The 12,285-nt window shown below is 41.8% G+C and carries 13 protein-coding genes and 1 tRNA gene; all 14 read left to right on the top strand.

Annotated elements, in window-relative coordinates; translation table 11 throughout:
- Positions 1-10 precede the first annotated feature (10 nt).
- The 14 genes from P2G54_RS06735 (at position 11) to P2G54_RS06670 (ending at position 12,225) form a co-directional block, all read left to right on the top strand.
- Complete coding sequence (locus P2G54_RS06735) at positions 11-1,117, top strand: glycosyltransferase (protein WP_275869468.1); 1,107 nt, start codon at positions 11-13, stop codon at positions 1,115-1,117.
- A 32-nt stretch (positions 1,118-1,149) separates the two neighbouring features.
- On the top strand, positions 1,150-1,401 hold the full coding sequence (locus P2G54_RS06730) for a hypothetical protein (RefSeq protein ID WP_275869466.1): 252 nt from the start codon (positions 1,150-1,152) through the stop codon (positions 1,399-1,401).
- 2 nt (positions 1,402-1,403) lie between these two features.
- Positions 1,404-2,615 (top strand): PP2C family protein-serine/threonine phosphatase, encoded by a 1,212-nt coding sequence (locus P2G54_RS06725; protein ID WP_275869464.1) that lies wholly within the window; start codon positions 1,404-1,406, stop codon positions 2,613-2,615.
- Positions 2,616-2,677: 62 nt separating this feature from the next.
- Complete coding sequence (locus P2G54_RS06720) at positions 2,678-3,244, top strand: polysaccharide deacetylase family protein (protein WP_275869462.1); 567 nt, start codon at positions 2,678-2,680, stop codon at positions 3,242-3,244.
- A 110-nt stretch (positions 3,245-3,354) separates the two neighbouring features.
- Complete coding sequence (locus tag P2G54_RS06715) at positions 3,355-4,350, top strand: glycosyltransferase family 2 protein (RefSeq protein WP_275869460.1); 996 nt, start codon at positions 3,355-3,357, stop codon at positions 4,348-4,350.
- Positions 4,326-5,123, top strand: a complete 798-nt coding sequence (locus P2G54_RS06710; RefSeq protein WP_275869448.1) for a TatD family hydrolase — start codon at positions 4,326-4,328, stop codon at positions 5,121-5,123. The genes P2G54_RS06715 and P2G54_RS06710 overlap by 25 nt, the downstream gene beginning before the upstream one ends.
- Positions 5,120-6,187, top strand: a complete 1,068-nt coding sequence (locus tag P2G54_RS06705; RefSeq protein WP_275869447.1) for an asparaginase — start codon at positions 5,120-5,122, stop codon at positions 6,185-6,187. The genes P2G54_RS06710 and P2G54_RS06705 overlap by 4 nt, the downstream gene beginning before the upstream one ends.
- Before the next feature lie 96 nt (positions 6,188-6,283).
- Positions 6,284-6,371: transfer RNA gene (locus P2G54_RS06700), tRNA-Ser, on the top strand.
- Between the two features lie 706 nt (positions 6,372-7,077).
- Positions 7,078-7,887, top strand: a complete 810-nt coding sequence (locus P2G54_RS06695; protein ID WP_275869445.1) for a MotA/TolQ/ExbB proton channel family protein — start codon at positions 7,078-7,080, stop codon at positions 7,885-7,887.
- 55 nt (positions 7,888-7,942) lie between these two features.
- Positions 7,943-8,272, top strand: a complete 330-nt coding sequence (locus P2G54_RS06690; protein WP_275869444.1) for a hypothetical protein — start codon at positions 7,943-7,945, stop codon at positions 8,270-8,272.
- Between the two features lies 1 nt (position 8,273).
- A complete protein-coding gene (locus P2G54_RS06685; RefSeq protein WP_275869442.1) occupies positions 8,274-8,906 on the top strand; it encodes a biopolymer transporter ExbD in 633 nt (210 codons plus the stop codon).
- 1 nt (position 8,907) lies between these two features.
- Positions 8,908-9,372: a biopolymer transporter ExbD gene (locus P2G54_RS06680; protein ID WP_275869441.1), complete on the top strand. Its 465-nt coding sequence runs from the start codon at positions 8,908-8,910 to the stop codon at positions 9,370-9,372.
- 64 nt (positions 9,373-9,436) lie between these two features.
- Complete coding sequence (locus tag P2G54_RS06675) at positions 9,437-10,759, top strand: MFS transporter (RefSeq protein WP_275869439.1); 1,323 nt, start codon at positions 9,437-9,439, stop codon at positions 10,757-10,759.
- On the top strand, positions 10,756-12,225 hold the full coding sequence (locus P2G54_RS06670) for an NAD(P)H-hydrate dehydratase (protein WP_275869437.1): 1,470 nt from the start codon (positions 10,756-10,758) through the stop codon (positions 12,223-12,225). Before P2G54_RS06675 ends, P2G54_RS06670 begins: the two co-directional genes overlap by 4 nt.
- Positions 12,226-12,285 lie beyond the last annotated feature (60 nt).

The raw sequence follows: 12,285 nt of genomic DNA, 5'->3' as shown, positions 1-12,285 counted from the left end.
TATTGAAAAGATGGTCAGTTTTTACCTTGTTTGGTGCGTTTCCTACTTAGTTGTGTTGGTCCTTCTCGCTAAAAAATGGTCTATTGAACAAGTTCAAACCGGATTTGGGAATAAAAATACGCGAAAAGTATCTCTTTTGATTCCCTTTCGGAATGAGGCTACCATCGCCGCCGACCTGATCCATGAGCTTAAAAAACTTCACAATCCTGAATTAGAAATTATACTGATAGATGATCAGAGTGAAGATGAATCTTTTACTCTTTTTGAGGAATATTCCCGATTAGATTCCCGGGTGAGGGTGCTCAAAAGTCCCGGGTTTGGGAAAAAGGCTGCTTTGGAGTTTGGGGTGAAAATAGCAAGTGGTGAAATCATCCTTTGTACTGATGCGGATTGTAGGTTTCCTCCCAATTGGGTGGAAAGAATGCTCGAACCCTTCAAAGACCAACAGATCCAACTTGTGGCTGGTCCTGTCATCAGTGAGGTAAAGAAACCAGGTTTTTTTTCAAGGTTTCAGCAGATAGAATGGAGTAGTATTTTGCTTCTTACGCAGTATTTCTTTTCTATCCAAAAACCACTTATGTGCAGCGCGGCCAATATGGCTTACAGAAAGTCCGCTTTTGAGCGTGTAAAAGGGTATCAGGGCAATTCTCATATCCTTTCTGGGGATGATGAGTTTTTGTTAAAAAAAATCCATTCTGTTTATGGTAAAGGGAGTTCCATTTATTTATCCTATCGACAAAGCCTGGTTTTTACCCGGGCACAGGTAGGATTGAAGGAGCTTCTCAATCAGCGCATTCGATGGGCTGGGAAATGGAGGTCCCACCGGTCTTTTATTCATGCCGCTACTGCACTTTTTATGGTTTTTGTCCAACTGGTTTGGCTGGAAAGTATTTACATTTTTGCCTTTAATAAAGCCACTTTGGTTTTTCTGGCTTGGATTTGGTCCATGAAGATTTTTTCGGAAAAGCTGGCCTTGGGGAAAGTTTTAAAGAGCCTGGGCCAGAAAACTCCTACTTTGGATTTCATGGTTACTGGTTTTTTCCATCCCATCTATGTGCTGATGGTTTCTTTGGGGACAGTTTTTGGAAAATTTTCATGGAAAGGGCGAAGCAACTAGAGAAGTGTTAATTTAGCTTTTGAATGACAGCTATGAGCAACGAAGAATTTGACCTCCTTGATGAATTGTATTTTGTTCAGCCTTACAGCTACCTTCGGGATGTAACCGGGTGGGAAGATGAACTGATATTAAAGACTTTGGACTCCTTATATAAGAAGGGGTATATCAAGTGTCTTTCCGGTCCTGATGAAGAACGGTTTGATCAGGTCGATGTCCGAAAAGAAGGGAAGGATTTGTTGTATTTGGCTACCAAGAAGGGCCTAATGACTCATAATACACTGTAGTTTTGACCAGCGACAACCATAAATATCAACGAAAGGGGCTTGAACTCAAGGCCTTATTGGAGATCACTCAAGCCATAAATGAAAACCAGTCCGAGACGGTATTGGCAAATATTTTCAAATTCACCTGCTTGGTGCATTTGAACATCAAGTCACTTTTGCTTTATGTGCAACAGGACGGGAGCTTCCAAAAGAAAATTGCCCATGGGGTCAAGGGAAAAGTTCCCGACCTGATTCCTCGGGAGGATGTAAAAGATGAACGCTCCAGCGGGCAACTTAGGTTGGAGTTGGAGGATGACTTTTCATTTGATGAATTGGAGACCTATCTGCCCGTATATCATAAAGATAAAATGCTGGCCATTCTTTTTTTAAGGAGAAAGGACATGGGCCAGGAATTGGATTTGGATTTCACTCAGGCTCTGAGCAATATTCTGGTAGTGGCCCTGGAAAACAAACGTTTTGCAAGAAGACAGCTTCAGCAGGAAGTGCTTAACCGGGAAATAGCCATTGCTTCCCAAGTGCAGCAGATGTTATTCCCAGCCACTTTACCTGATTCCCGGGAGCTAAAGGCCAAGGTTACCTATTTCCCTCACAGTATGGTGGGAGGGGATTATTACGACTTGATACGGAGATCTGAAGAGGAGGTGTATTTCTGCGTGGCGGACGTTTCCGGCAAAGGGATAGCTGCTGCATTATTGATGTCCAATTTCCAAGCAGCTCTGAGGACCTTGCTGCGGAGTGATGCGGATATGGAAACTGTAGTGAATCAGCTCAACTATACCTTGTTTGAAAACACAAAAGGGGAGCGCTTTATTACCTTTTTCTTGGGTAAGTTTGATTTTAGGACCAGAACACTCACCTTTGTGAATGCTGGACATAATCCGGCGCTTCTCTGCTGGGAAAAGGAAAATAGAAGTGAGCCACTAAATGCGGGGACCACTATCCTGGGGGCATTTGAAAAATTACCGTTTTTGGAAATAGGGGAGCGAAAAAACTTGTCATCCTTTACCATCCACTTATATACAGACGGACTTACCGAGACGCTTGATGAAAATGAAGTTGAATTCGGTGAAGATCGGCTTAGGGAATTTGTAGATCAGCATCTCTGCATGGACCCGGAGGATTTCCATCAGGAATTTATGGAAGAACTCAAGAGTTTTTCAGGCAATGTTCCATTGAGGGATGATTTGACCTTATTTAGTCTTAGATTTCAATAAGTGTGGTTTGGCATAGGATACCGGCTTTTGTTCCCTTTTTCTTTCCAAAAAGAAAATGGAGGATGGACTCTGTGGAGGAAGGCGTTTTTCTGACTTTTGACGATGGCCCAGTTCCGGGAGTGACGGACTATGTGTTGAATGAACTGGAAAAGCGGGGGCAAAAAGCTACATTTTTTGTGGTGGGGGACAATGTGAAGAAACACCCAAAGTTGGGAAGAGAAATCTTGGCAGCAGGTCACAAAATAGGCAACCATACCTTTAACCATCTCAATGGCTGGAAAACCCCAGTTGAAGAGTATTTGGAAAATGTGAGAAAGTGTGATGAGATTTTGTTGAATGAACTCGGAGTTTCGACGCCTCTTTTTCGGCCACCTTACGGTTTACTTAAAAAAGCGCAAGCAAAATCTATTTTGACCTCTCACGAAATTATCATGTGGGATGTGTTGTCCGGGGATTACGACCTTGATCTTTCTGCAGAAAAGATTTTTGAAAAGACCAGTAGGTTTTCCGCCCCCGGTTCGATTGTGGTTTTTCATGATCAGGAAAAGACCCGGGAAATCTTACCGAAATTTCTCCCTGGATATTTGGATTTCGTATCTGATAAAGGCTGGAAAACGGAAGTGCTGTGATGATCCTGCTCAGTTGCATAGTGGTCTTTTTATTGGTTTTCCAGTTCGGGTTTATACTTTTTAGGTTCAGTTTTTTTTGGAAAGATCATAGCCAAGAACACGAAACCGAATTGCCAAAGATTTCCCTTTTGGTAGCTGCAAGAAATGAATCGAGGGATCTTCCAGCCTTATTGAAATCCCTTGAAGAGTTGGATTATCCCAAAGAAAAAATCCAGTTTCTTTTTGCCGATGATCAAAGCGAAGACAATACGGCGGAGATTCTGGAGGAGTGGTGCATCAAAAGGGATTCTGCAGACTGGATCAATATTGGTCCAGAGGAAGCCTTTTCAATGAGTCAAAATCCGAAGGCAAATGCCTTGTCCATCCTGGAACGAAAAGCCGAAGGGGAAATTTATTTGTTTACAGATGCGGACTGTCGCCTACCGAAGGAATGGGCAAGAGTGATGGTCAGTTGTTTTAAACAACCTGTTGGAATGGTATTGGGAGTGACTCAAGTTGGGGGAAGGAACTGGTTTTCTGTATTTCAGGCGATGGATTGGTGGAACACGCTGGGTTTTGTCAAACTTGCCACTGATTTGGGGCTTTCTACCACAGGTCTGGGGAATAACATGGGGATGTCTCAAGAGGCTTACCGGAAATCCGGGGGTTTTTCAGGGATTGATTTTAGCCTGACAGAGGATCTGGAGATCAGCAAATCTGTTCGAAAGGCAGGATTTCAGGTGGTGCATCAGGTTTGTGGAGAGGTTTTGGTCAAAACAAAAGCGGAAAGGAGTCTGCTCAAATTGCTGAATCAGAGGAAAAGATGGATGGGGGGAGTGATGACCTTGCCTTGGTATTGGAAGTTGATCCTTGGACTGCAGTTTTTATATTTTCCTGCATTGGCAGTATTGATTGGAACATTTGGGTTCCCCGTCCTTTTGATAGCTGCTCTAAAAATGGCCTTACAAGCACTGTTTTTTAAGGTGTTTGCAAAGAAAGCAGAAGAGTCAATTGGATTCTTCCCGTCCCTTCTCTTTGATTTTTACTTTCTGCCCGTCACGCTCCTGACAATTCTTTATTACTTTTGGCCTTCCAAAACTGAATGGAAATCAAGAAAGTACCCATGAATCTGATTGATACACACGCACATATTTATTCTACCAAGTTTGATTCTGACCGAGACCAAGTCATAGAAGAGATTCGCCAGGCAGGTGTGGAGAGAATTTATATGCCCAATGTGGATGTGGAAACCATAGAAGCCATGTTGGATTGCGAAAAAAAGTATCCGGATTTGTGCATTCCGATGATGGGCCTGCATCCTTGTGATGTCAAGGAGGATTTTGAAAGCCAGCTGGCAGTCATGAAAAAGTGGCTGGATCAGCGGCCCTTTGCTGCAGTAGGGGAGATCGGACTGGATTTGTATTGGGACAAATCTTTTTTTGAACAACAAAAACAGGCGCTTAGAACCCAAATTGGCTGGGCAAAGGAATTTGATTTGCCAATTGTGTTACATTGTAGGGAATCTATGGACGAAACCATTGAAATCATCCGGGAGGAGCACGATGGTAAGCTGAGGGGGATATTCCATTGTTTTACAGGGAATCTCACTCAAGCAATGCAGATTGTTGAAATGGGGTTTCTCCTGGGAATCGGTGGCGTAGCAACCTATAAAAATGGAGGGCTGGATCAGGTGATCCCTCATTTGAGTTTGGATCATTTGGTATTGGAAACAGATGCACCGTATTTGGCACCGGTCCCTTTCAGAGGGAAAAGAAATACCCCAGCCTACTTGCCAGTCATTGCAGAAAAGGTGGGAGATTATTTACAGGTAAGCAAGGAAGAAGTAGCGGAACGGACCAAGGCTAATGCATTGAATTTATTCAGGGATTTTAGAATATGAATTATAAAATAGTTAGGCTCAATACACGCATCAAATCCAACAGGACTTCTTCGGTTTTGATAATTTATACCGGGGGTACCTTGGGTATGGCTTATGATGAGTCTGGGGCTTTGGTGCCGTTTAATTTTGGGCAAATTCTGGAGAAGATTCCGATTCTTTCGAATATGGATATTGCCATAACGGTGATTTCGTTTCCTGAGCCCATTGATTCCTCCAATGTTACGATGAGTCACTGGAGGGATATGGCCTATATCATCTACGAGAACTATGACAGTTACGACGGCTTTGTGGTTCTTCACGGAACAGACACAATGGCTTATTCTGCTTCCATGTTGAGTTACATGTTGCAGGGCTTAAACAAGCCTGTGATTTTTACAGGGGCACAGTTGCCTATCTCGGCCATGCGCTCCGATGCACGGGAAAACCTCATGACTTCTTTGGAAATTGCGGCTGCCAAAATTGACGACAAACCCATTGTTCCGGAAGTCTGTATTTTTTTCAATCATATGCTGCTGAGAGGGAATCGGGCCAAAAAAGTCCAGAGTGTACACTTTGATGCCTTTGAGTCTGAAAATTATCCAGCATTGGCTGAATCGGGGATCGTGATTGACTATAATACTGCTGCGATCAGACCCTTTGAATCTCATAGGAAACTGAAGAACCTCAATGATCTGGATAACCGTGTGATGATATTAAAGCTTTTTCCGGGGATTACTGAAAAAGTGATGGATGCCTGTTTTGATATTCCCGATCTAAGAGGAGTAGTACTGGAAACCTATGGTTCCGGAAACAGTCCAAGTGAAGCGTGGTTTATGCGATCCTTGGAAAGAGCAATCAAAAAAGGACTCATTATATTAAATGTGTCCCAATGCAATGGGGGACGGGTGATTCAGGGAAGATATGAGACTTCTAGGGAATTGTTGAAAGTGGGGGTAGTGAGCGGTGCGGATATAACTACCGAAGCTGCTGTGACCAAACTGATGTTTTTGTTGGGGCAGGAGAAATCGGATGCAGAAATTCGGAGAAAGCTGACGACTTCCATAGCAGGTGAAATGACCTCCTGACAGATTTCTTTTCTATTTTCCAGATAAATTTGGAAAGGGAATGAATAATTTTTTTCTTTGCACTCCGATTCGATAAGACGGATCAAAAATCAACACAGAGAGGTGTCCGAGTGGTTGAAGGAGCACGCCTGGAAAGTGTGTATACCCCTAAAGGGTATCGAGGGTTCGAATCCCTTCCTCTCTGCAAAAAGCCAGTTCAAAACGAGCTGGCTTTTTTATTTTATCATCCAACAATCCGGGTTTGGAATCGACCGAAGGAAGATTCGAGAGGGGATTAATGCAGAGGAGTGAGTATAAGCAAGCAGTCCCTTCCTCTCTGGAATAGCCAGCTTTAAGAATCTGGTTTTTTAGTTTTATCCGGGTTTGGGATTGGTTTTTGAGGATCAGATTTTTTTCAGGGAGAAATCACTTTGTAATTCAAGGGGCTTTATGAAAAACTTTTCAAAGCGAAACAACTTGGGGTCATTTCAGGTGCCAAATTCTATTTGTGGAAATATTACATCAAAAAGAAACTTGAGAGGGATAGGGAAAGCGAGATTTTCGCAGAATAAAATTTCATTATTGTATCAAAGGGACAACATCCTTTTGCAGTGAAAAATATTTGACCTAAAATCTCAAAAAACTGTCTTCAATCGTAAATTTTTATTTTTGTTTCTGCTGAAAAATGAGAACCTTTCGGCTGAGTTTGTTTAAAGTAGCGAGACTGCTAAAGATCTCTGAAAATCTTCCGTTTATGTAAAATTGCCTAAATGATCGTTTAAAAGGGGGATTTTTGGAAAAAATCTAAAAGAGTCCATTGTTTTTTGAATTTAAAAAATGATAACTTTAAAACTCGATTTTAGTGTAGAAACCATTTAACCTTTATCAAAAGTCTATTTAAAAATCACATTATGAGAAAGTTAATCGCTTTGTTCATGCTTGCAGGTATCCTATTTGTTCCTGTTTTCGCTAACGCTCAAGAAGCAGAAGCTGATTCTGCAGCACAAGAAGAAACAACCCAAGTGGCAGAGGAACCTGCTGCAGCTCCAGCCATCGTTGATGACGAAATCGTTGCTGAAGAGCAAAGTTTCCACCAAGTAGTTAAGGAGAAATTTATTGAAGGTGATCCTATCTACATGACTCCTGTATTGATCTGTTTGATTTTGGGTCTTGCAGTAGCATTGGAAAGAATCATCACCTTGAACCTTTCTACAACCAACACCAAGAAACTTTTGAATAAAGTGGAAGAGGCATTGTCTTCTGGTGGTGTTGAAGCAGCTAAGGACGTTACTAAGAGCACCAAAGGTCCAGTTGCCTCCATCTTTACCCAAGGTTTGATGAGATACTCTGAAGGAATCGAAATGGTAGAAAAATCTATCATCGCTTACGGTTCTGTTGAAATGGGTAGATTGGAAAAAGGTCTTGTATGGATCTCTTTGTTTATTTCTCTTGCTCCAATGTTGGGTTTCATGGGTACGGTAATCGGTATGATCGGTGCATTCGACTCTATCGAAGCAGCTGGTGATATCTCTCCTTCCCTTGTAGCAGGTGGTATCAAAATCGCCCTTTTGACAACAGTAGCTGGTTTGATCGTTGCGATTATCCTTCAGTTGTTCTACAACTATTGTGTGGCTAAGATTGACTCTTTGGTTAACGATATGGAAGATGCTTCTATCTCTTTGGTAGACATCTTGGTTAAGCACAAATTGACCGGAAAGTAATCCGAGCTATTTGCTGATTATCAATTATTCTAGTTAACCTTTAAGAAGCTACATCATGGATACTTATGACATCTTATTATACGGAAGCTACTTGCTAATCATAATCGGGGCAGTGGTGTCAATCTTGATGCCTTTGCTAAAGTCTTTGGATAATCCAAAGAGCCTGATGAAAACTGTGTTTGGCATTGTAGGTATCGTAGTATTGTTCTTCATTGCATACTCAGTATCAAGTAATGAAGTACTTCCAAAATTTGAAGCAGATCCCTTCAACCTGACTCCTCAGGGCTCACAGTTTGTAGGTGGGATGCTAATTACTACTTATATTCTAGCAATCATTGCCTTGGTAGGCATCGTATTCACAGAATTTAATAAAGCTATCAAGTAATATGGCCAGAAAGAAAAATAGAATGAGTCAGGAGGTCAATGCAGGATCTATGGCAGATATTGCTTTCCTGCTCCTGATCTTCTTTCTCGTCACTACTACGATCGCTTCGGACAAAGGTATTTTGAACGTACTGCCTCCGAAACTTGATCCAAACAATCCTCCTCCAGAGATTGACAAAAACGAGCGTAATATCTTTACTATTTTGATCAACGCCAACGACGATTTGTTGGTTGAAGGCGAATACAGAGATAATGCGAACGGTCTTGATGAGGATATCAAAGCTTTTGTATTGAACTTCGGCAGACCGGATGAAGAAGCCAGTGCGCTATTCAATACTCTTCCAGCATCTCTCCAGGCACTGTCTGCTAGAGATCAGGATTCTTCAGATCATCCTGGGGAAGCGGTAGTTTCCATCAAAACCAACCGTGGTACCAGCTATGAAAAATATCTGGAAATCTTTGACCTTGCCAAGAAAGCATACTTCGATATTTATGCTGCCCGTGTCAATCTCGATACTGATGAGTATAGAGCTTTGACCGGTAAGGACGAAGCTGAAGAAGCTTTGATAGATAAAGGAAAAGAAGGAATCCCAATGGCGATTTCTATTGCAGAACCAGATAAAATCGGTAGTTGATATGGCAAAGTTTAAGAAAAAGACCAAAACGTCTGAGAATATTCCAACCTCTGCATTGCCAGATATTATCTTCATGTTGCTTTTCTTCTTCATGGTAACCACTGTGTTGAGAGAGCAGGAGATTTTGGTTGAGCAGAAAATTCCTCAGGCTACTCAGCTGCAAAAACTGCAAAAGAAAACCCTTATTTCTTACATCTATATTGGTAAGCCAAAAAATACCGCTCTTTACGGTTCCGAACCAAGAGTTCAGGCTAATGACGCTTTGTTGAATTCTGCTGACATCGTTCAGTGGGTTAACCAGGAGCGTGACTTGTTGCCTGAATCTGAGAGAGGTATGATTACCATTTCAATGAAAGTTGATAAAGACGTGAAAATGGGGCCTATCTCCGATGTGCAGACAGAATTGCGCGAGGCTGATGCCAGACGAGTTCTTTATGCCTCTGTAGGTAAAGTCGTTAAAAACTAATTGTATCAATCAATTCTTATATAAAAGCTATCTCATTTGAGATAGCTTTTTTTATTTTCATACCATGCTTGTTTCGCTCTCCAATAAAAAGAAAGTCCAGAATGCCTGGGCCATGTATGATTGGGCCAATTCGGTCTATTCTCTAGTTATTACATCTACTATTTTTCCTGTGTACTACAATTCTGTTACAAAGGATATAGATGGAGGAGATCGAGTTGATTTTTTCGGATTTGAAATAATCAACACTGTACTCTATTCTTACTCCATTTCTTTTTCATTTCTTTTGATCGCCTTTCTTTCTCCATTGCTTTCGGGTATCGCTGACAGCAGTGGAAAGAAACTTTCTTTCATGAAGTTTTTTGCCTATTTGGGCTCTTTGTCTTGTATTGGACTTTTTTTCTTCGACTCATCCAATCTTGAATTTGGCATCATTTGTAGTGTGTTGGCAAGTGTAGGCTATGCTGGAAGTATTGTCTTTTATAATGCCTTTCTACCTGAAATTTCTGAAGAAAAGGATTTTGACTTATTAAGTGCCAAAGGTTTTGCTTTGGGGTATATAGGAAGTGTTATCCTTTTGATATTGAACCTTCTTATGATCCAATTTCCAGGGACTTTTGGTATTCCAGATGGAGGTGTTGCTGCTAGAATATCATTCTTGATTACAGGTTTTTGGTGGGCAGGATTTTCCCAGATTCCTTTCAGGGCTCTACCCAATAATCCATTCAATAAAAAAATCAGCAGTAAATTACTCCTTCATGGCTATCGGGAAATTCGAAAAGTGTTCCGTGAGGTAAAACAGATCACGGTTATGAACCGCTTTTTGATAGCCTTTTTCTTTTATTCAATGGGGGTTCAAACAATTATGTACCTGGCTGCTCTTTTCGGAGATAAGGAATTGGGGCTTCCCGGAGATCAGTTGATCTTAACCATTTTGATCATCCAATTCGTTGCTATCATAGGGAGCTACTTTTTCGCTTTTATATCCAAAATCTATGGCAATAAAAAGAGTTTGGTGATTATGGTTTCCGTTTGGTTCTTGCTATGCTGTGGAGCTTATTTTGTCTATACAGTCTATGAGTTTTTCGCCCTTGCCTTTGTTGTTGGTTTGGTCATGGGAGGGATACAGTCACTTTCTAGATCTACCTTTTCCAAACTTATTCCTGTGTCAACTACGGATCATGCTTCCTACTTTAGTTTCTATGATGTTACTGAGAAAATTGCAATTGTACTCGGGACATTTTCCTACGGGATTATTGAGCAAATGACGGGTAGTATGAGAAATAGCGCCCTCTCCCTTGGAATTTTCTTTCTAATTGGACTTGGGTTTTTACTGAAGGTGTCTATTCCTAAGCCCAAGTATTCTATGGCAAACCAAAAGGACTCATGATAAAAATACTTCAGGGAAATCAGGTAAAAGAACTGGACCGACTTCACTGCGAAAAAAGTGGCCAATCCAGTTACGAATTAATGGAAATGGCCGCCACCTCTTTTGTGGATTGGTTCATGGAGGAAGCTTTTGAGGTTGAGATGCCGATTTTGGTGTATGTTGGGGCCGGAAATAACGGTGGTGATGGACTGGCCATTTCCAGGATGCTTCATGCTAAAGGTTATCAGGTGTCTTTGGTGAAATGCTTTGAAACTTTGGAAAGATTAAGCCCTGATGCTTTGAGAAATTATCATATGCTTTCCAAAGAAATTCCTGAGTATTCGTTCAAGGATTCGGGAATTCCTAATCAAGGTGTGTTGATTGATGCATTTCTTGGAGTGGGTTTAAAGGGTGCGTTAAAGCCCGAGGCGGAGACGGTAATCAATCAGATCAATATCTTTAAGGGGAAAATCATCAGTGTGGACCTTCCCAGTGGTATGCCTGCAGAAGGCTGTTATCAAGGTGCTGCCGTCAGAGCTGCCGTCACGGTCACCTTTGCCTTTCCAAAGCTTTCCCTTCTTTATCCTGAGCATGTAGATTATTGTGGAGACCTGGTAGTGAGGGACATTGGAATTGATGATGTTTTATATGAGGCCTTCGATTCTCAATTGTATTTCCTTCAGGAAAAGGATGTGTTTTCCCTACACCGGGGATTTCATCGCTTTTCTCATAAAGGTGATTTTGGGAGAATTCTTTTGGTAGGGGGAAGTCCAGGGAAAATGGGAGCAATTTCCTTAGCGGCCAAGAGTGCCCTCCGGACCGGTTCGGGCTTGGTGACATGCCATATTGATGAAACAGAAAGAGGTATTGTGCAGGGAAATGTACCTGAAGCCATGTGTTCCTGGGGTCTGATCCCCAATGCGGATTTCTTTGATGCGATAGGGGTAGGTCCCGGATGGGGTCAGGATAATCGCAAAAACCAATTGGAATCAATGCTGCAGGATTATAAAAAGCCTATGGTTTTCGATGCTGATGCCTTAAATATCCTCGCAAAATATCCGGATCTGATTCAATTACTTCCTGAAAAATCAATTCTTACCCCTCATATAGGTGAATTTGCCCGCTTGGCAGGTCCTTCTGCAAATCATGAGGAAAGAATAGCCCTCGCGAGGGAATTTGCGAGAAGACATAAGCTGATCCTCGTCCTAAAAGGAGCCAATACCCTGATCAGTTTTCCAGATGGAAAGCAGGTATTCAATTCCTCAGGAACTCCTTTTATGGGGACGGGAGGTGCAGGGGATGTTCTGACCGGGATGATTACTTCCTTTTTGGGAATGGGATACAGTCCTGAAAATTCGGCTCTTTGTGCTGTTTATCATCACGGACTTGCAGGAGAGCTTGCTGGAAAACAGAAACACAGGGGTATGATTGCTTCCGATATTATAGAGGCGATTCCCGAGACTTTTGTTAAAATGAATATTTTTTGAATTCCTCTGGTATTGGTGAACTATCCCTTTTCGATCAAGGTTTGGGTTAAAAGTTTTTGA

The organism is Algoriphagus sp. CAU 1675, from assembly GCF_029222925.1.
Classification (GTDB): domain Bacteria; phylum Bacteroidota; class Bacteroidia; order Cytophagales; family Cyclobacteriaceae; genus Algoriphagus.
Note: the sequence above shows the minus strand (reverse complement) of the source record. Positions and strands in the feature narration are given on the sequence as shown.

Coding starts and splice junctions, on each gene's coding strand:
- P2G54_RS06735 (WP_275869468.1), top strand. CDS start 11: ATGGTCAGTTTTTACCTTGTTTGGTGCGTTTCCTACTTAGTTGTGTTG.
- P2G54_RS06730 (WP_275869466.1), top strand. CDS start 1,150: ATGAGCAACGAAGAATTTGACCTCCTTGATGAATTGTATTTTGTTCAG.
- P2G54_RS06720 (WP_275869462.1), top strand. CDS start 2,678: ATGGACTCTGTGGAGGAAGGCGTTTTTCTGACTTTTGACGATGGCCCA.
- P2G54_RS06710 (WP_275869448.1), top strand. CDS start 4,326: ATGGAAATCAAGAAAGTACCCATGAATCTGATTGATACACACGCACAT.
- P2G54_RS06705 (WP_275869447.1), top strand. CDS start 5,120: ATGAATTATAAAATAGTTAGGCTCAATACACGCATCAAATCCAACAGG.
- P2G54_RS06695 (WP_275869445.1), top strand. CDS start 7,078: ATGAGAAAGTTAATCGCTTTGTTCATGCTTGCAGGTATCCTATTTGTT.
- P2G54_RS06690 (WP_275869444.1), top strand. CDS start 7,943: ATGGATACTTATGACATCTTATTATACGGAAGCTACTTGCTAATCATA.
- P2G54_RS06685 (WP_275869442.1), top strand. CDS start 8,274: ATGGCCAGAAAGAAAAATAGAATGAGTCAGGAGGTCAATGCAGGATCT.
- P2G54_RS06680 (WP_275869441.1), top strand. CDS start 8,908: ATGGCAAAGTTTAAGAAAAAGACCAAAACGTCTGAGAATATTCCAACC.
- P2G54_RS06675 (WP_275869439.1), top strand. CDS start 9,437: ATGCTTGTTTCGCTCTCCAATAAAAAGAAAGTCCAGAATGCCTGGGCC.
- P2G54_RS06670 (WP_275869437.1), top strand. CDS start 10,756: ATGATAAAAATACTTCAGGGAAATCAGGTAAAAGAACTGGACCGACTT.